An 18,286-nucleotide genomic window follows, 5' to 3' on the forward strand; every position below is an offset into this window, starting at 1 on the left:
CTCGGCTCAGTTTGAATGGGAGTTTAAGTTAAGAATCAATTCAACAATAAGACTGAACCAAGCTTCCAATCTCTGAATTAATCAAAATTGATAACGCTCGCATAATAAACGATCCCCGAGATACGAACAAGATTCTGTAAAAATTAGAAATACCGGAGAAGATTAGTTAGAATTGAAAGTAATTTTTAAATAATTTAAAATTAATTTTCACATATAATAATCTAATTAATTTTAATTTTTACCTCTAATAAAAAAATCACAACTCAACAATAATTAATCATTTTTTATCACTCACTCAAACACTTATGAAAAACCATCAACACAGTATTAACTGTACTCATTGTGGCTGTGAGAATCAACTTTTTAAGGCCAATGCCAAGCATTTTGACTTCTCATGATTTTGTCGCAAAATTCATTGAAACCGTTAAAAAACAGCCGAAGATAGATCTGATTGAATCATCAGTTTTATACTATGTCGACCAGCCTGATTCAGCCATTTATACCATGCAAAATGGCAAACTGACCCCCGTTGACGCCATGGGTATTTACCAAGGCAAAGTGGCAACCACCGGTAGTCTCCCTAAAGTAGCGGCCGAAATGCAAGCCTTAACCAAAGGCATGTTCCGAGAAGTAGCTTTAAGAAACGGCAGAACAATTATTCCTGGTTTTGTAGAGCCTCATGTTCATATTTTGTCTTCATCTCTGATTGATACCTGGATCAATCTCAGCGGAATTGTAGATCAGAGACTAAGTGCTGAATATGATCTTGATTGGGTCAAAAATGAGATTGCTAGACATTTAGATGAGTTCGGCCAAAACGATTGGGTTTTGGGAAAAGAAGTAGATCCAGCGCTTATGCCCTTCACTCTAAATGAAGGAAAGCAACTGAATGACCTGACAACACTTGATCTTAAAACCATGGATGGTTTACTCGAAACGCAGCGCCCTTTGTTGTTGCTCAGTGCTTCTGCTCATACCTTTTATGCCAATTCCCTTGTAACCGAGCAGGTTTATGCAAAATTCAAATCCGATCAAGATTTTCAAGCCATATTCAAATCTGATTCACTTGATGCTTTCAAGGCTAGAACCAACGGCCAGTTTCAAGAGGTAGACGAGATGAATTTTGTTTTCAAAACCTTACCAGTATCACAAGCAGCTCAATTCCTTTCTCCAGAAAATATTGCCGATTACTTATTGGGACTATTTAAAGAAGCCTCTTCCAAAGGAATTACCACGCTTAACGATGCATCGCTTACTACAGCACAAGCCTATTTGCTCAATATATTCGCAACTGCACATCCTTATATCAATTTGAGTGGCGGAATAATTATTGAGAAAGAAGAAGACTTGCCCGATTATGATTATTCACCTAATGTAAAAGAGCATCCAAACGTTAGAGTAAGCGCAGCAAAATTGGTTTCTGATGGGTCCAATCAAGGCTTAACAGGTTATCAATCCAAAGCCTACTGCTGTAATCCTGATGATAATTTGGGCCTTTTCAATTTCGATTACAAAGATTCACAAGGCGCTCACAAGCCAAATTATAACACCTTGGTAAGTACTTTAACTTCCAAAAAATGGCCACTGATGATCCATGCCAACGGTGACAAAGCCATTGATTATGCGCTTGATGTAATTGAACAAGCCTTAGATGGAAAAGCGGATAAGAAGACGGTTCACCGCATTGAGCATTGTTCTATTCTTTCTACAGAAGAAAAAGGAAGTTTGGAAAGAATGGTCAATCTAGATGTTGTCCCTAGTTTTCTCATAGGCCACGTTGGCTATTGGGGTTATGCTTTTCGCGAAGCTATTTTTGAAGAAAAAGCCGAAAGAATTGACCTCTGCAAAAGCTCTTTGGATAGAGGATTGAAAATTTCCCTCCACAGTGATTTCCCTGTTTCTCCTTTGGGGCCATTACGTATGATGGAACAATCTGTAACCAGAATTATGGAGGGAGCTCCAGAAATAAAAGAGAACCATAAAGCGCTTTATGATGAGCAAACGCTAGACAACAATACTTTGGTTGTTGAGGAAAGAATTTCTCCTGAAGAAGCACTTTCAGCTGTAACCTATAGTTCTGCCTATCAATGTTCAGCGCCCAAGGGTACAGGCACTTTGACAGAGAATTGCCCAGCAGATTTTGTTATGCTGAGACAAAACCCAATACTGATGGACACTGCCCAAAAGGCCTTTCTGAACATGCGAAATATTGAAGTTTTAGAAACATGGAAAGGGGGCACACAAGTTTTCTAAAAGTTGAATATTATTAATTCTTCAAAAGGCTTTCAAAACATTATTGAAAGCCTTTTTCTTTTAGGATAAATCAACTTTACAGACAGAAAAAACCAAGGGTAGTTTTAACTTTGGAAGGAAATAAACTGAGCCATTTACTTTAATGAGGGATTCACTTTACCGTCACATTTCACAATATGTAGACATTGAAGCCAACTCAATGCCTCGCATTTTTGAATACTTTGAAACAGTAAACCTGAAAAAGAAGGAAATTATTTCTGAACTGGGTGAAAAATGTGATTACCAATATTTCGTGGTCAAAGGGTGCCTCCACATGTATTTTATTGACGATCAAGGGTTTGAAAAAACCATCCAGTTTGCCATTGAAGATTGGTGGATTGGCGACTATCTGGCTCTGCATCATGAATCTCCAACAGACTATTACATTCAAGCGGTAGAAAACTCAAAAGTTCTTCGTCTTTCAAAGGAAAACCAAGAACTTCTGCTTCAGCAATTCCCTTCGCTCGAAAAGTACTTTAGAGTGATGTACCAGATTGGCTATGGAGCGGCCATCAGAAGATTGAGGTATATTTTCAACTATTCCAAAGAAGAAGTTTTCTCTCTGTTTCAAGAACATTTTCCAGAATTTGTAAAACGAGTACCTCAGTATTTGGTAGCCACTTATTTAGGGCTTACCCCCGAATATTTGAGCAAGATCAGAGCAAAAAAGCTTTCTTGAACTAGTTCAAGTTTTTTTGAATACTGCGTAAAATACCTTTGCCGCCATCAATGAATAACGCCTATTAAAAGACCAGTTATGAAGAAAATAAACCTATTATTCTGCTTGATCGCTTTGGTAATGGTATCATGCGCTCAACCCCAAAAAGAAGAAGTAAAAACAGAGCCAAAACACAAGAAGGAATTCAATCCCGAACTTCCTACAATCGGCTTATTGATGTATGATGGTGTGTTAACCACGGAAGTCACCGCTCCTTTGGATGTATTCTCAAAGCCTACAGAAGATGGAGTTCAGCTTTTCAATGTGATTACCATTGCAGAAACCTCTGAAGCTATTTTAGGTGAGGAAGGACTAACAATGTTGCCAGATTATACCTTCGAAAATTGCCCTAAACTAGATGTACTTTTTGTACCTAGCGCCTACGATATGTACACTCAAGTGCGCAATCAAAAACTTGTAGACTTTATAATTGCCCAAAACAAAAATACGCAATACACTGTGAGCAATTGCGGTGGTGCTCAGCTGATTGGCAAATCTGGCATTGCAGATGGAAAGAAAATCGTTACCTGGATTGGTGGCGGAGAAGACCTTCAGAAAGATTACCCAAATCTTTTGGTTCAAGATGATGCCGTTGTAAGCTTTGTTGAAGACGGGAAATTCATGTCGTCAAACGGAAATTTGGCCAGTTACATTTCTTCTTTGAATTTGGTGGAAAAAATGACCAGTGCTGAACATAGAGCCTTTGTGGAGTCCTATCTTTATTTAGACAGATTACAGAACTGGAAGAAGTAACAACTTGCTTATTACAAAGCTTTTAGGGAAATTTCTATAACTGGAATTTCCCTAAAATGAAGAAACCGCTAAAAGACTTATTTCTCCAGATCAGACTATTTTTTCCAATCATACAAGTCAATCACTTCTGGAAAAACAGTCTTCTTTTAAAAAGGAAGACTTCGAAAAATAGCTTTTAAAACCTTACAAAAATTCAAGGTCTCACTTTGCTAAAATCAAGTTCATCGACTTGAATAACTAGCATCAGATTTTCTATCTTGGGAGCATAACACCTCTCCCATGAAAGATAATCACATCAACTACATCGAGTTTAAGGCCGCAGATTTAGAAGCCATTAAGGAGTTTTATTCAGCGGCCTTTGGTTGGAAATTCACCGATTATGGCCCGGACTACATTGCTTTTAGCGAAGCTGGTCTTGAAGGTGGTTTTGAGAGATCGAACGAACCCGTTGTGAATGGTGCTTTGATTGTTCTTTATCACAGCCAACTGGAAGAAGTATTAGAAACTGTAAAAACCAATGGTGGCGCCATAGTAAAATACATCTTCTCTTTTCCTGGAGGCCGTAGGTTTCACTTCACCGATCCAGCAGGAAATGAGTTGGCCATTTGGTCTGATAAGTAGGGGGCTAATATTTTTACCTATCTAAAGAATATAAGCTAAAACAAAATGCCCCTAACTCCTGAAGAAACTAATATCTGGACTAAAATAAAGCACTTTGAAATGGATGATCAGTACTCCACTTTCTCATTTAGTCAAAGGCTTGCTAGAGAAAATGGATGGAGCTACGACTTTACCTTAAGAGCTATTCTCGAATACAAGAAATTCATGTTTCTGATATGTATATCTAAACATCCCCTTACTCCCTCAGATCAAGTAGACCAAGTTTGGCATTTGCACCTACTTTATACAGAGTCATATTGGGATGAACTCTGCGAAAGAACATTAAATAGGAAAATCAATCATGGCCCTACTAAAGGCGGTAATAGTGAAAAATCAAAATTCAATGACTGGTATTCTAAAACGAAAGATTTATATAAACTAAAATTTGGGTCTTTACCTCCTGATGACATCTGGCCAACAAATCGAGTTAGATTTGAAGATATAAATTTCGTTAGAGTTAATCTTCATAAGAACTGGATTCTTCGTAAACCTCAATTCTTTAAAAAATGGAAGTCTTAAAAAAACTCTCCCCTTCCGAAACCTATTTAATTCTTAATAATGCGAGAATTGAATACAATGAATTGCTAAAACTGACTCTTGCCCAACTGATCTTATCTAAGATACTTAAGATTGAAAAAAGGAAGTCTGAGGTTGTTCTAGGGGATGGTGAAATTATTTTATCCTATGTTCTAAGAGGTGAGAATTGGTCACTATCATCAATTAAACCCTATGAACGGATTTTCACACAGCCATTTGAACGAAGTCAAGAGCTTGAAATTCTTTTTCATCAGCTGATAAGAGTTGGTTTTGAGAATGGTAGAAACAGATACTTCTTTACATCTAGGGTAATAAGTAAAAATCAAAATCTTAAACCCTACTTTAAAAACAACTTTCTTCTGAGACTATTTGATCCAGCACCTTTAAACAGTCTTGGAGAAGAGACTAGAAGCTCGATAAAACTCTACCTTCAAGAGGTTTCAAATAAGATCAATCAAGCTATAAACCTGAAGGCCAAAGATGAAATCTTGGAGATAGTAGGTTCAATTGGAGGAAATATTTACCTCATAAAAGAATTAAACTCGGAGATTTTAAAAGAAATAGATGAAGCTTTCGAGAAAAAGGAGAATGTAGAAACCGGATACTATGGCTGTGGGGGGTATTTTGGATCATATTATGAAAATTCAAACTCCTTCGATTCAACTTTTGATTCCATATCAGATTCATCCGGAAGTGGCTGTGGGGGGGATTCTGGTTGCGGAGGTTGTAGTGGTTGTGGGGGATGTGGGGGATGCGGTTCTTAATCTATAATATTCGATACTTCTGTTTTTATAAACGAAGTAGAAACACTTCTCTATGGAAGCTCCTTTGACTATGCCATCCCAACAGGAAATGAGTTGGCTATTTGGTCTGATAAGTAATGCTTTACCTATTTACCAAAAAACTATTTAGCATTACCTGATCGGCAAATTCCGCAGCCTCTTGCTATTGGCAGAGAAAACCGCATTGGCCAAGGCAGCCATAGAAGGCCCTTGTGCTGCTTCACCAGCTCCTAATGGTTTTTCTTCAGGTCTATCAATCACCTCTACTTCCACTTCAGGAATATTGGGAAAACGAAGCATGGGATAACCATTCCAGTCTACACTAATGATGTGCTGTTCATCGAACTTCACTTCTTCCATCAAAGCCCAACTGGCCGCTTGAATCATTCCTCCTTCAGTTTGGTTTTTCAAGCCATCGGGATTGATACATTCTCCGGAATCTATCACACCCCACATTTTCTTAATCTGCACTTTATCGGAATCAGAATGCACTTCAACCAAAGTGGCCATAGCAAAATATGAAGCAGAGTTTTTATAACGCGAGAAGGCAAAACCAAGTCCCTCATTTCTGGCTGGTTTCATATTTTCAATCTTCCTTTTAAGTCTTTCAACCACTTCTCTTGCTCTTGGATCAGTCAAATGTGCTAATCTGAAATCGAGCGGATGCTGCTCAACTTTGTAGGCCAGTTCTTCCATAAATGACTCAATGGCGAAAATATTGGCAGTGGCACCCAAGCCCCGAAGTGCCGAAACCCTCAACGGCCCTTGGAAAACATGAGACTTTTGAACCACATTCGGGACATCATAATATGGCACGGCATTTCTAGTAGCTCCACCTCTAAAACCTCCTCCAGGCTTTCTATATCCTTTGTCCACATATCGTGCAGGCAACAGGTTGGTACCGTTTCGGCTTGGGCGCGTGCTATGCGAGTTTGACCATAAATCATAACTCCAACCCTTAATCTTTCCTTCTTTGGTCAGTGAAGCTTTCAAATCCATGATCATAGCTGTTCCGAAAGGTTCCCAACCATGTTCATCTTCCCGCATCCATTGCAAACGGACATGTTTGCCAGGATAATTTACTGCTAACAAAGCAGCTTCTGCTGAAACATCATCCGCAGCATTGTGTCCATAACAGCCTGACCCCGGATCACTTTTCACATGAACCTTTTCTTATGGTAAACCGACCAAATCTGCAACTGATTCTCTCAAAGGATAAACACCTTGTGTATGTGACCAGATTTTCAATTCTCCACTTTCGAACAAAGCCACAGCACATGAAGGCCCATTACTTCCGTGCATAATATAAGGTTTGAAATAAGAAGCTGAATGCTGAATATCTCCTTGATTGATGGCGTTTGGATCTCCTTTGGATTCATCTGTATTTGAATCTGCTTTTAAGCTTTTTAAATAGGTCTTTAAATCCTTTCCTGCGGGAAGCTTCTCTCCTCCTTCCCAAATCGCATTTTGCTGTAGCTCGGATTTAAACCGAACCGCCTGATATTCTTCCTCCGCCAAAACCCCAACAAAACTCCCTACTTTAATCAGTTTCAAAAAGCCTTCTTCTCCTTCTACTGTGGAAGGCTCTAAACTCTTCAGCTTGGCACCATAGGCATTAGGCCGAACGATTCGGGCATGAACCATTCCGGGAAAACGCAGGTCATGAATAAAGTGCTGCTCTCCCCGAACCATCTTTTCTATCGATCTTCTAGGAACAGGCTGACCTACTATCTTTCTAACCGTTTTTCCCCTGATCGGCACATTTCCTTCTATGCTCTCTTCAATCTGCTTGCCTTTTAAAAGGTCATAAAAATTGACTTCTCGGTTTCCAGACTTTACTTTTCCATTCTGAATGCTCAATGAAGAAGCACTCACCGACCATTCCTTTGCAGCCATTTTCAAGAGCAATTCTCGAGCCGTTGCCGCTGCATTTCTGATGGTCATGGCACTCGATTCAATCGATCGGCTACCAGCAGTATAGCCTTCGTTTTGGGTCACTTCTGTTTCTCCCAAAACCACTTCCACCATTTCCATAGAAGTATTGAGCTCCTCTGCTGCTACTTGCATCACAGCCGTACTTATTCCCTGACCGAGTTCAGATTTCCCAGTCAAAACCTGAATTCTTCCATCTTCCAGAACCCTAAGCCAAGCATTGATTTGATTTTCATCTGGAATCAGAATTCCATCCTCACCTAAACCCAAAACATGGGTTCCCAAAGAAAAACCAATGCTCAAAAAGCCCATTTGCTTAATGAAACCCCTTCGAGAAGTATTTAAAAACTTATCCATTACTCGCTCTTTTTATAGCCCGAACTACCCTTGCATGTACTCCACAACGACAAATATTTCGTTGAAGATTATCCCCTATTTCCTTTTCACTCGGTTTAGGAATTCTGTTCAAAAGAGAAACAGAGGCCATCACCATCCCATTCAGGCAGTAACCACACTGGGCCGCTTGCTCATCAATAAACGCCTGCTGAACGGGGTGCAGAGTACCATCGGCCTTGGTCAAGCCTTCTATCGTGGTAATTTCCTTATCCGATGCCTGCCCAACCGGAAACGCACAAGAAGGAATGGCTTGCCCATCCAAAAGAACGGTGCATGCTCCGCACTGCGTAAGGCCACACCCGAATTTCGGGCCATTCAATTGAAGATTGTTTCTTAACACATAGAGCAAAGGAGTTTGCGGATCGATTTCCACTTGGTGCACCTTGCCATTCACATTGAGCTTGATTGGGGATTTCATAAGCTTAAGTTAGGAAATGTGTCAGAGCTTTTCAGTTAATGATTGATGAATGGAATCATTCCGTTTATTTCAATTAAGATTTGAAGACACATTCGAAATGAGGTAGCGCCATCGAGGTAAATTCAAAAAGAAATAACAGAAACAGTTGAGCCCTAAAATTGGTTATCTTATCAAAGTTTGACTTCCCTTTTTAAACTTCTGCCAAAATGAAAAATATATTGGTTTGTGTAGATTTCGAACGATCTACACCTTTGCTTCTCAATAAAGCAGCCGAAATGGCTAATGCGCTTTCAGCTAAAATCTGGTTACTTCATGCCGCTGCGCCCGACCCTGATTTTGTGGGTTATGGTGTTGGCCCTCAATATATTCGAGATAGCAGAGCAGACACCTTGAAAGGTGAACATCTGCAACTTTCTCAGTTTGTTGAAAATCTATTAGCAAGAGGCATTGATACTGACGGACTTCTGGTTCAAGGACCAACAATTGAGGTGATTTTGGAAGAATCAAAGAAATTAAAAGCCGATTTGATTATGCTGGGCCATCACGATCACAGCTTTATATATAGATTATTTACCGAAGTTCACGCCACTCAATTGGTGAGAAAATCGGAAATTCCATTGTTCATAGTGCCTCTGCCCGACTAAACCTTAGTACAATTCCATAAACCCCATACACCTAACAGTCAGTAGGATAGAAATTTATTTATTGAAAAAATCATCTTTTTTTCCCTTGAATTCTAAATAAGGTTTCTTAAAATTGAAGCTTAATTGAATTAAGGGAAGTTTGATTTTTTGAATTATGGAGCGAAAGGTTGTGTGGGCCATCATGGCAGTATTTTTTGCTGGGCTCTTATCCAATGCCGCTTTGGCGCAAAACATAAAGCGATACGAAATGTTCAACGGCTACGAGGGTTCGCTCACGCTATGGAACGATTCTACCATAGAAGGCAAATTGAAGTATGAATATCTTGCCAATCGCGTTATTGTGACTTCGGGCAATAAAAAAGCCATGTATGATCATAATGAAATCAAGAACTTCCACCTAAGTTTTAGCAAATTCGACCCCAAAATTCAGTTCAAATCTTTAGACCTTCCTTTAGGAAATCAGATTTACGAAGTGATTGGTGAAGATGGAGAAAAAGCCATTCTTGCCATTCAACACAACTCATTCGACCGCAATAGCCTGCTCAGCATGGGCAGCTCTGAGAGTAACGCAAAAAACAAACCCTTTGTAACTTTCAACAAATACTTCTTCACCAAAACCTTTTTCATGATTGATAACTTGGGAAATGTTGAAGAGATAGGAACAGTGGTTTCTTCGGAAAAGAAAGAAGGAAAACTAAAAACTTCTATCAGCCGAAAAAGGCTAATTTCTACGCTGGAAAAATTCAACCCTGAAATTGAGACTTTTATTAGCGAAAACGAACTGAACCTCAAGTCGACCAATCATTTAATGGCTGCTTTAGGATCGATTTTCAAGGAGAAAAAGCAGTTTCCTTAAAACTGAATCGCGTAAACCTGCCGCTCGAAATTCATAATTAAGCCCTACCTTTGCAGCCATGCGATCACTGCTGCAAAACGATGACACTATTATTGCGCTGGCCACGCCTCAAGGCATTGGCGCCATTGGCGTAATCCGCCTAAGTGGAAAAGAAGCCATTAACATAACTAATAAGGTTTTTAAGGGGAAAGACCTAACCACACAGGAGTCGCATACCATCCATTTCGGAACCATTCGCGATGAAGAAAACCGTATCCTCGATGAAGTATTGATCTCACTTTTCATTGCACCAAAATCCTTCACCAAGGAGAATGTGGTGGAAATCTCTTGCCACGGATCGAACTTTATCATCAAGCAGATCATTCAGTTGCTGATCCGAAAGGGAGCCCGTCCGGCCAAACCGGGAGAATTCACCAAGCGGGCCTTTATGAATGGTCAGTTTGACCTGGCTCAGGCAGAGGCGGTAGCCGACCTGATCAATGCTGACACTGAAGCGGCCCATAACGCAGCCCTAAATCAAATGCGCGGTGGCTTCTCCGGAGAAATCAAGAAGCTTCGCGAAGAGCTGATTCACTTTGCTTCCATGATTGAGCTGGAGCTCGATTTTGGCGAAGAAGATGTGGAATTCGCCAGCCGTGACGACCTCAAGGTGCTGGTGAACAAGCTGCTGGTGGTAGTGAATGCCCTCATCCAAAGCTTTGACCTGGGCAACGTGATCAAGAACGGTGTCCCCACTGTCATCGCAGGTAAGCCGAATGCCGGAAAGTCTACCCTGCTCAACGCCCTGCTGAAGGAAGAGAAAGCCATTGTCTCCGATATTGCCGGTACTACCCGCGACTTTATCGAAGACGAGATCGTGATCGGTGGTGTGGCTTTCCGCTTTATCGATACGGCCGGCCTCCGCGAAACGACCGATGCCATTGAGAAAATTGGTGTGGAACGCACCCAGGCTAAAATGAAAACCGCTTCCATGATCATTTACCTCTTCGACCTTTCTCAGGTGGATATTGTGGAGATGAACAAGGAAATCAATGTGCTGGAAAATACAGGTGTGCCCTTCCTCAAAGTGGGCAATAAGCTGGATAAGGTAGAAGAAGCTCTGGTAGAAAAATTACAGGCCCAGCATCCGGATATGCTCTTCCTCACCGCCAAAGATCCGGAGCATGTAGAACTGCTCAAAGAACGCATCCTGGAGCTCGTGAACCTCAACAAATTCAAGCGGGGCGATACGGTGGTGACCAATATCCGCCATTACAACTCCCTCCTGCAAACCAAAAACGCCCTGATGAATGTCATCGAAGGCATCGACAACCAGGTCACCAATGACTTTGTGGCCATGGACATCCGCCAGGCTTTGCACTACCTGGGTGAGATCACGGGTGAGATCACTACGGATGATTTGCTGGCGAATATTTTCTCGAAATTCTGTATTGGCAAGTAACCTTCCAAACAACTCATAAACACCACTAAACAAACCTAAAAATCAGCCTAAATAAGCATTTATTGATGTTTTTAGACTGTTTTTATTTAGCTCATATTCTCGATTTTTAGCACCCTTTTGTACCTTATTTGTACCTAATTGTTTATCTTTATATAAGGTACAAAAATGGAGAGATCATGAAACATTTTGAAACAAAATGAATCATATTGAATCGATAGCCTCCATTTTGCTAATACGAGATAACCATGAGTTCCAACATCTACGTCCAAAGAATCTGCCAACACTGCGGAAATGAATTCACTGCCAGAACTACAGTAACCAAGTACTGCAGCGATAATTGCGCTAAGAGAGCATATAAGAGACGCAAGAAGAATGAGAAGATTATGCAGTCCGATCAGGAAACTGTAACAATCAAATCAAAACCACTTCTTGAAATACAAGAGAAAGACTTCTTATCATTAGATGATGCAGCCAGGCTGCTGGGAGTAAGTCGCACCACGCTCTATAGGATGCGAAAAGACGGAGCTTTAAGGTTTGCCACTATCGGCAAAAAGAAAGTGATCTCCAGAAAATCAATCAATGAACTTGTAAACCCAGCGCCATGAGAGTCACACTACGCCAGAAAAAGATCTCCAAAGGCATGATCAGTCTATACCTCGACTTCTACCCTCCTTTAGTAGATCCAGAAACTAGGAAGTCTACCCGCAGAGAATTCCTTGGAATGCAGATTTATGAGAAGCCTAAAAGCCAGATCGAGAAACAGCATAACAAGGAAACCAAGATACAGGCAGAAAGCGTCCGATCAGCCAGACAGCTCGACATTCAGCGCAACAACTATGACTTCATATTCAAGAAAGCCAAACAAGTTGATTTCCTTCAGTTCTTCAAGAAGCTGACAAACAAGAAATGGGAAAGTGAAGGAAATCATGGCAACTGGCTTAGTGCTTATAAATATCTGAAGCTTTATACCAAAGGGCAATGTAACACTGGAGATATAGACAGAGACTTTTGTGAGGGTTTCAAAGACTTTCTTAAGACCACAACTAGTCTGAAAAGCAAAGCCAAAAAACTTTCACAAAATAGCCAGTCCTCCTACTTCAGTAAATTCTCTGTAGCTATAGAAGAAGCTTTCAAGAAAGGCTATCTGGAGGAAAACTATATGTTGCGCATTGATAGAATTTCCCAAAAAGAAACACAGCGTGAGTTTCTCACGCTGGAAGAGCTGAGAGCACTCTATGCCACAGAGTGCGAATTACCTGTTTTGAAGCAAGCTGCTATCTTCTCAGCCCTTACTGGGCTTCGCTGGAGCGACCTGATTGGCCTTACCTGGAAGGAGATCCAATATTCAGAGATCAACGGCTATTTCATCCGATTTATCCACGAAAAGACCGATCGCCCGCAAACCCTCAACATTCCTGAACAAGCAGTCAATCTCATTGGCTACCCGAAAGGGCCAGAGTTCAAAATTTTTGAAAGCTTGAAATATTCCGCCTGGACCAACCTTAAGCTCTCCGAGTGGGTGATGCGTGCAGGCATTATCAAGAAGATCACCTTTCATTGTTTTAGACACACTTACGCTACCCTGCAACTTTCTTTAGGAACTGACATATATACCGTTTCCAAACTTCTTAACCATAAAAACGTTAAAACCACACAGATATACGCCAAGGTAATTGACCAGAAGAAAAAAGAGGCTGCTGACAGAATTCCTGACTTAAACAGTAGCCCTCCGAAACTTCGTCTAGCAAACTAGAAGTGGCTCCAAATAACTTTGCAATGCCATTGCATGCCTTAACTGCGTACATTTGTAAAGATGAAAATCATATGCTACATATTGAGTTTCTATTTCATTGCATTGGCAGGCATGGCATGTGCTGACAATGAAAAAACAATTGATGATCAATCTGTTACGATTAGTCAAGCTGATCATTCCTCCCATTCCCATGCAGAATCTTGGGACGATTGCTCTCCTTTTTGTGTTTGTCATTGTTGCCATCTGCATTTCTTCCCCACAGACGCTAACAGTAATTACCCTGTAGCTAAAACCTCATCAAGCTTTAACAGCTTTACTCAGGACTTTCAGGCTACCGCTCTATTTGATTTTCTTAAGCCTCCCCGCTCTTAATCAACAAGTTTCTTGGGATAAGTATGCCTTGTTGAAAAACAATCCATTTCACATACAAAACCTCCAAGATTAACTCCTTCTGCCAATTCGGCAACCCTTTTCAATTGATCTCAAAATACTTCGTGGGTTTTGAAGAAATCAATCAAAAACAAAACAAAGAAGAGGAAGAAGAGAAGGAAAAAAGTTGCTCCAGCCAAAGTGCTCCAGTGGTTTTTCACACTAGTAATATGTGTGCTCCTACTGATAGGCATACTATGGCGGGTACTACATCTCTTCGCCCATTTTAATTCATATTTTCATGATTAATAAGATCATTTCTTTTTCAATAAAGAATAAGTTCATAATAGGCTTGCTAACGCTAGCCCTTATTGGAGTAGGACTTTACTCCATGACGACCATCAACCTGGGTTCAGTACCAGACATAACCAATAATCAGGTGCAGGTGATGACTGTTTCGCAGAACCTGGCCACTGAAGACATTGAACAATTTGTTACCTACCCGGTAGAGCTTGCAATGGGCAACCTGCCTGGGGTTACAGAGATAAGATCCGTTTCTCGTTTCGGACTCTCAGTAGTGACAATTGTTTTTGATGACGACATGGGGATATATAAACCCCGACAGCTCGTTCAGGAAAAGCTCAATGAGGTCAAAGAAAAGATACCTCAAAAATTCGGAAGCCCATCAATGGGGCCAATCACAACTGGTTTAGGTGAAATCTATCAGTATACGATAAAACCCAAGCCAGGCTACGATTCAATATACTCCCCTACAGAATTACGAACCATCCAGGATTGGATTGTCCGTAGGCAGTTAACTCTAGTAGATGGTGTCATTGATGTAAATGCTTTCGGAGGGAAAATAAAGCAGTATGAAATCGCAATTAACCCTGAAAAACTAAATGCGCTAAATGTCTCCATATCTGAAGTCTTTGAAGCCCTCCAAAGAAACAATGTAAATACAGGAGGGGCATACATTGAGAAAAACAACATGGCCAATTTCATACGTGGAGAAGGCCTCGTTCGCTCTTTGAACGACATTAGGGAGATCGTGGTGAGGACCGAAAGCAATATCCCAATCACCATTGGTGATGTTGCCGAGAAAGTTCAGTTTGGAAACCAGGTCAGATATGGCGCCTTCACTCAAGACGGGCAGGAAGCTGTTGGTGGAATGGTGCTTATGCTCAAGGGCTCCAACCCAAACGCTGTTATTCAAAACGTTAAGGAGAGAATGCAGAAGGTGCAAAAATCCTTACCAGAAGGCCTTGAAATAAAGCCTTTCCTTGATCGTAGCGCACTCATTGCCAGAACGACCGACACAGTAAAGCAGAACCTCCTGGAAGGAGCTTTAATTGTGATTTTTGCTCTTGTCATTTTATTAGGAAGTGTCAGAGGAGGAATAATCACTGCCACCACTATCCCTCTATCTCTACTGTTTGCTTTTATACTAATGAAGCAGTTCAATGTTTGGGCTAACCTCATGAGCTTGGGCGCTATAGACTTTGGGATTATAATAGATGGGGCAGTAATCATTATTGAAGGAACCGTCTACGAAATTCAGAAAAGGATCAGATCAGGAAAACTCACCTTCAATCAAGGTCTGATGAATGAGGTTGCCTACGATGCAGGCAGCACCATGATGGGCTCTGCATTTTTTGGTCAAATAATAATCCTGATTGTTTTTGCACCAATCTTATTCCTCACAGGCGTAGAAGGCAAGATGTTCCAGCCTATGGCGTATACCTTCGGTTTTGCCATGATTGGAGCAATCATCCTATGTCTCACTTACGTGCCAATGATGTCGGCACTTTTTATGAAACCAATCCAAAACAAAAAGAATTGGTTTGGACGGTTTGAAAGAAGCCTCGAGAAACTCAGCGATAAAATTATTGGTGGTATCGAATGGGCTTATGTTCCACTACTCAAAGGTGCACTTAGGGTCAAATCAGTAATCATTATTGTTGCTGTTATTCTATTAGGTGTTGCTGGTTTCGTGTTTTCTCGAATGGGTGGTGAGTTCGTACCTCAGCTCGATGAAGGAGACATTGCCATGCAAGCGCTGATCCGTCCTGGTAGCGGATTGACAGAAGCTATTGATGTCTCATCAAAAATTGAAAAAACACTGCTTGAAAACTACCCTGAAATTAAAACGGTAGTTGCTCGGATTGGAGTTGCAGATATCCCAACAGACCCAATGCCCATGGACATAGCAGACATGTTCATTGTGCTTGAGAAAGATCAGGACAAATGGACCTCTGTCGAAACGAAAGAAGAATTAATTGCCGGAATCAAAGAGTTACTGGAATCTAAACTTACGGGGGTCAATCTGGTATTTAGTCAACCTGTAGAATTACGTTTCAACGAATTGCTTACAGGTGTCCGGGAAGATGTTGCCGTAAAGCTCTATGGTGAAGATCTCGACCTGTTGTCGAAAAAGGCAGAAGAAATGGCCGAAATTATCCAATCCATACCTGGTGTGGGTGATGTCAATCCGGAAAGAACATCAGGGCTCCCACAAATGACCGTCCGCTACAATCGCAAAAAAATAGCCCAATATGGACTAGATATACAAAAACTAAATGAATACGTCAGTGCTGCATTTGCTGGTGGGATTGCAGGAGTAATATTCGAAGGTGAAAAGCGATTTGATATGGTGATCCGCTTCGATGAAGCACACCGAAAGAGCATTGACGACCTACGTTCATTATATATCGATCTTCAGGATGGCACTCAAGTGCCCATTAAAGAGGTAGCAGATATTAGCTATGTGCCTGGGCCAATGCAGATATCACGGGATAATACTTTCAGAAGAACCTATGTTGGCATTAACACAAGAGGTCGGGACGTTGAATCTGTCGTAAAAGACATTCAACAAAAATTAGACGCAGAGCTTGACCTTCCCCCTGGATATTACATCACTTATGGTGGGGAGTTCGAAAACCTACAAAGGGCAAAAGGCAGATTACAAATTGTGGTACCAATTGCTCTATTCCTCATTTTCGTACTGCTCTACTTTGCTTTAAAGTCCTTTTCTCAATCCATAATGATCTACATAGCCATACCTCTGGCTGCCATTGGCGGTGTGTTCGCCCTATGGCTAAGAGATATGCCTTTTAGTATATCTGCTGGAGTCGGGTTCATTGTACTATTTGGAGTTGCCGTACTCAATGGATTGGTACTAATCAATCGCTTCAATTCTTTAAAAGAAGAAGGGGTAACAAGTATTCGGGAGCGCATTTTCACAGGAACTAAAGAAAGAATCAGGCCGATCATGCTCACGGCCACTACAGACATCTTTGGATTTCTACCAATGGCGTTCTCTAGCTCTGCAGGTGCCGAGGTACAACGCCCTTTGGCCACAGTGGTTATTGGTGGCATGGTGACAGCCACCTTATTGACCCTGGTGGTACTTCCTGTCCTATACACTTTGGTCGAATCCAGAAGTGAAAAAAGACAACGATTCGCTCCTGGCACCAATTTGATCATCTTGATAATTGCTGTTGCAGGGATTTTCGGAAGCCCGTCAATTGCTAATGCACAGCAAGCCGATCAAGTGACATCACTCGAAGAAGCCATTGAAATAGGCCTAGCCAACAACGGAAATGTAAAAGTTGCTAGAACGAATATAGACGTTCAAAAAGAAGGAATAAAATCCGCTTTCAACCCTGGTAAAACAGGAATTGGAATGCAATATGGCCAGTATAACAGCTTTGAGAATGATCTCTCATTTAACATAAGTCAATCTTTCGATTTCCCAACCGTATATGCCAGGCAGCGACAGTTGGCAAATGAACAAGTCGAAGGAAGTCAAAGAAAACTGGAGGCCACAGAGAATGAACTTAAATGGAACATACGGCAGGCATGGTATCAGCTGTCCTATCTAAACGAAAGTTATGAGCTACTTCTCTATCAAGATTCCATTTACGCCCGATTCCTGAAGGCAGCTACCATTCGTTTTGAAACAGAAGCCACAAGCTATCTCGAAAAAGCAGCTGCTGAAACACAGGTAATGGAGGTTCAAAATCAAATAAAGCTGTTGGAAGCAGATAGAGTCATTCAAGAGAAACAACTTCAGATCCTATTGAATGACACCTCCAATCTAACCTTCGTTACTGGCTCTTTAGAAGAACGTCAGTCTTTATTAACACAAGATCAGCTATTGATTCAAAACAACCCCCTATTGCAACTGACTAAGCAACAGGTAGACATTGCAAAAGCAGAAAAATCAGTGACATCTGCTCAGCTATTGCCTGATTTTTCAATTGGGTATTTCAATCAGTCCTTAATTGGCGGAGAAACCGTCAACGGAACGATTGCAGGCCCTAATGATCGCTTCGGTGGACTGCAGGCAGGAATCTCCATCCCCCTCCTTTTTGGATCATACAAAGCAGATATCAAAGCTGCTCAATTGCGTGAGCAAATGAGACAGGTAGATTTTGAATACTTCCAAACAACAATAAAAGGACAATACAACCAGCAGATTGAGAAAATAAACAAGTTTCAAAATAGTCTTGATTACTACAATCAAAAGGCTATTCCACAAGCTAATCTCATCATAAACAATGCTCAAAAGAGCTTTGAGAGTGGCAATATAGATTATGTGGAATACTTCCAAAACCTCAATCAGGCACTGAGTCTCAAATTCAAATACCTCGATGTGCTCAATGGGTACAATCAGGCTGTAATCAATCTGGAATTCCTAATTGGTCAATAAAATCAAGAGCAAATAACAAAG

Annotated in this window: 16 protein-coding genes; 13 read left to right on the plus strand and 3 right to left on the minus strand. The window is 41.0% G+C overall.

Annotated elements, in window-relative coordinates; translation table 11 throughout:
- The first annotated feature begins 372 nt into the window (after positions 1 to 372).
- The 6 genes from ACXACJ_RS09685 (at position 373) to ACXACJ_RS09710 (ending at position 5,724) form a co-directional block, all read left to right on the plus strand.
- Entirely contained in the window at positions 373 to 2,253 is a 1,881-nt protein-coding gene (locus ACXACJ_RS09685; protein ID WP_475134165.1) for an amidohydrolase, read from the plus strand.
- Between the two features lie 142 nt (positions 2,254 to 2,395).
- A complete protein-coding gene (locus tag ACXACJ_RS09690) occupies positions 2,396 to 2,971 on the plus strand; it encodes a Crp/Fnr family transcriptional regulator (RefSeq protein WP_475134166.1) in 576 nt (191 codons plus the stop codon).
- 78 nt (positions 2,972 to 3,049) lie between these two features.
- Complete coding sequence (locus tag ACXACJ_RS09695) at positions 3,050 to 3,763, plus strand: DJ-1/PfpI family protein (RefSeq protein WP_475134167.1); 714 nt, start codon at positions 3,050 to 3,052, stop codon at positions 3,761 to 3,763.
- A 279-nt stretch (positions 3,764 to 4,042) separates the two neighbouring features.
- The gene (locus ACXACJ_RS09700) at positions 4,043 to 4,384 is read left to right on the plus strand and encodes a VOC family protein (protein ID WP_475134168.1); all 342 of its coding nucleotides are present in this window, start codon (positions 4,043 to 4,045) and stop codon (positions 4,382 to 4,384) included.
- Between the two features lie 45 nt (positions 4,385 to 4,429).
- Complete coding sequence (locus ACXACJ_RS09705) at positions 4,430 to 4,942, plus strand: glycine-rich domain-containing protein (RefSeq protein WP_475134169.1); 513 nt, start codon at positions 4,430 to 4,432, stop codon at positions 4,940 to 4,942.
- Entirely contained in the window at positions 4,930 to 5,724 is a 795-nt protein-coding gene (locus ACXACJ_RS09710; RefSeq protein WP_475134170.1) for a hypothetical protein, read from the plus strand. Before ACXACJ_RS09705 ends, ACXACJ_RS09710 begins: the two co-directional genes overlap by 13 nt.
- Before the next feature lie 150 nt (positions 5,725 to 5,874).
- Here the strand turns inward: ACXACJ_RS09710 and ACXACJ_RS09715 are convergent, their stop codons facing one another.
- From ACXACJ_RS09715 to ACXACJ_RS09725, 3 genes are read right to left on the minus strand one after another with little or no spacing between them, the layout of a single operon-like run.
- On the minus strand, positions 5,875 to 6,903 hold the full coding sequence (locus tag ACXACJ_RS09715) for a molybdopterin cofactor-binding domain-containing protein (RefSeq protein WP_475134171.1): 1,029 nt from the start codon (positions 6,901 to 6,903) through the stop codon (positions 5,875 to 5,877).
- A gap of 12 nt (positions 6,904 to 6,915) precedes the next feature.
- Positions 6,916 to 8,031 (minus strand): molybdopterin cofactor-binding domain-containing protein, encoded by a 1,116-nt coding sequence (locus tag ACXACJ_RS09720; RefSeq protein WP_475134172.1) that lies wholly within the window; start codon positions 8,029 to 8,031, stop codon positions 6,916 to 6,918.
- Positions 8,024 to 8,488: a (2Fe-2S)-binding protein gene (locus ACXACJ_RS09725; protein WP_475134173.1), complete on the minus strand. Its 465-nt coding sequence runs from the start codon at positions 8,486 to 8,488 to the stop codon at positions 8,024 to 8,026. The genes ACXACJ_RS09720 and ACXACJ_RS09725 overlap by 8 nt, the downstream gene beginning before the upstream one ends.
- Before the next feature lie 206 nt (positions 8,489 to 8,694).
- Between ACXACJ_RS09725 and ACXACJ_RS09730 the strand changes: the two genes are divergently transcribed.
- The 7 genes from ACXACJ_RS09730 (at position 8,695) to ACXACJ_RS09760 (ending at position 18,265) form a co-directional block, all read left to right on the plus strand.
- The gene (locus tag ACXACJ_RS09730) at positions 8,695 to 9,132 is read left to right on the plus strand and encodes a universal stress protein (protein ID WP_475134174.1); all 438 of its coding nucleotides are present in this window, start codon (positions 8,695 to 8,697) and stop codon (positions 9,130 to 9,132) included.
- Positions 9,133 to 9,286: 154 nt separating this feature from the next.
- Positions 9,287 to 9,988 (plus strand): hypothetical protein, encoded by a 702-nt coding sequence (locus ACXACJ_RS09735; protein WP_475134175.1) that lies wholly within the window; start codon positions 9,287 to 9,289, stop codon positions 9,986 to 9,988.
- Between the two features lie 58 nt (positions 9,989 to 10,046).
- Positions 10,047 to 11,429, plus strand: coding sequence for a tRNA uridine-5-carboxymethylaminomethyl(34) synthesis GTPase MnmE (mnmE, locus tag ACXACJ_RS09740; RefSeq protein ID WP_475134176.1), 1,383 nt, complete (start codon positions 10,047 to 10,049; stop codon positions 11,427 to 11,429).
- Positions 11,430 to 11,674: 245 nt separating this feature from the next.
- Positions 11,675 to 12,034 carry a helix-turn-helix domain-containing protein gene (locus ACXACJ_RS09745; RefSeq protein WP_475134177.1) on the plus strand — a complete coding sequence of 120 codons (360 nt, stop codon included), beginning with the start codon at positions 11,675 to 11,677 and terminating at the stop codon, positions 12,032 to 12,034.
- Positions 12,031 to 13,182, plus strand: a complete 1,152-nt coding sequence (locus ACXACJ_RS09750; protein WP_475134178.1) for a tyrosine-type recombinase/integrase — start codon at positions 12,031 to 12,033, stop codon at positions 13,180 to 13,182. Before ACXACJ_RS09745 ends, ACXACJ_RS09750 begins: the two co-directional genes overlap by 4 nt.
- Positions 13,183 to 13,242: 60 nt before the next feature.
- Complete coding sequence (locus ACXACJ_RS09755) at positions 13,243 to 13,554, plus strand: DUF6660 family protein (protein ID WP_475134179.1); 312 nt, start codon at positions 13,243 to 13,245, stop codon at positions 13,552 to 13,554.
- A gap of 298 nt (positions 13,555 to 13,852) precedes the next feature.
- Positions 13,853 to 18,265, plus strand: a complete 4,413-nt coding sequence (locus ACXACJ_RS09760; RefSeq protein ID WP_475134180.1) for a CusA/CzcA family heavy metal efflux RND transporter — start codon at positions 13,853 to 13,855, stop codon at positions 18,263 to 18,265.
- Positions 18,266 to 18,286 lie beyond the last annotated feature (21 nt).

The organism is Roseivirga sp. AWQ4_251 (assembly GCF_056158225.1).

What these genes read in the sequence shown, in the direction of transcription:
- ACXACJ_RS09685 (WP_475134165.1), top strand. Translation starts at nt 373, where the DNA reads ATGCCAAGCATTTTGACTTCTCATGATTTTGTCGCAAAATTCATTGAA.
- ACXACJ_RS09690 (WP_475134166.1), top strand. Translation starts at nt 2,396, where the DNA reads ATGAGGGATTCACTTTACCGTCACATTTCACAATATGTAGACATTGAA.
- ACXACJ_RS09695 (WP_475134167.1), top strand. Translation starts at nt 3,050, where the DNA reads ATGAAGAAAATAAACCTATTATTCTGCTTGATCGCTTTGGTAATGGTA.
- ACXACJ_RS09700 (WP_475134168.1), top strand. Translation starts at nt 4,043, where the DNA reads ATGAAAGATAATCACATCAACTACATCGAGTTTAAGGCCGCAGATTTA.
- ACXACJ_RS09705 (WP_475134169.1), top strand. Translation starts at nt 4,430, where the DNA reads ATGCCCCTAACTCCTGAAGAAACTAATATCTGGACTAAAATAAAGCAC.
- ACXACJ_RS09710 (WP_475134170.1), top strand. Translation starts at nt 4,930, where the DNA reads ATGGAAGTCTTAAAAAAACTCTCCCCTTCCGAAACCTATTTAATTCTT.
- ACXACJ_RS09720 (WP_475134172.1), bottom strand. Translation starts at nt 8,031, where the DNA reads ATGGATAAGTTTTTAAATACTTCTCGAAGGGGTTTCATTAAGCAAATG.
- ACXACJ_RS09725 (WP_475134173.1), bottom strand. Translation starts at nt 8,488, where the DNA reads ATGAAATCCCCAATCAAGCTCAATGTGAATGGCAAGGTGCACCAAGTG.
- ACXACJ_RS09730 (WP_475134174.1), top strand. Translation starts at nt 8,695, where the DNA reads ATGAAAAATATATTGGTTTGTGTAGATTTCGAACGATCTACACCTTTG.
- ACXACJ_RS09735 (WP_475134175.1), top strand. Translation starts at nt 9,287, where the DNA reads ATGGAGCGAAAGGTTGTGTGGGCCATCATGGCAGTATTTTTTGCTGGG.
- mnmE (WP_475134176.1), top strand. Translation starts at nt 10,047, where the DNA reads ATGCGATCACTGCTGCAAAACGATGACACTATTATTGCGCTGGCCACG.
- ACXACJ_RS09745 (WP_475134177.1), top strand. Translation starts at nt 11,675, where the DNA reads ATGAGTTCCAACATCTACGTCCAAAGAATCTGCCAACACTGCGGAAAT.
- ACXACJ_RS09750 (WP_475134178.1), top strand. Translation starts at nt 12,031, where the DNA reads ATGAGAGTCACACTACGCCAGAAAAAGATCTCCAAAGGCATGATCAGT.
- ACXACJ_RS09755 (WP_475134179.1), top strand. Translation starts at nt 13,243, where the DNA reads ATGAAAATCATATGCTACATATTGAGTTTCTATTTCATTGCATTGGCA.
- ACXACJ_RS09760 (WP_475134180.1), top strand. Translation starts at nt 13,853, where the DNA reads ATGATTAATAAGATCATTTCTTTTTCAATAAAGAATAAGTTCATAATA.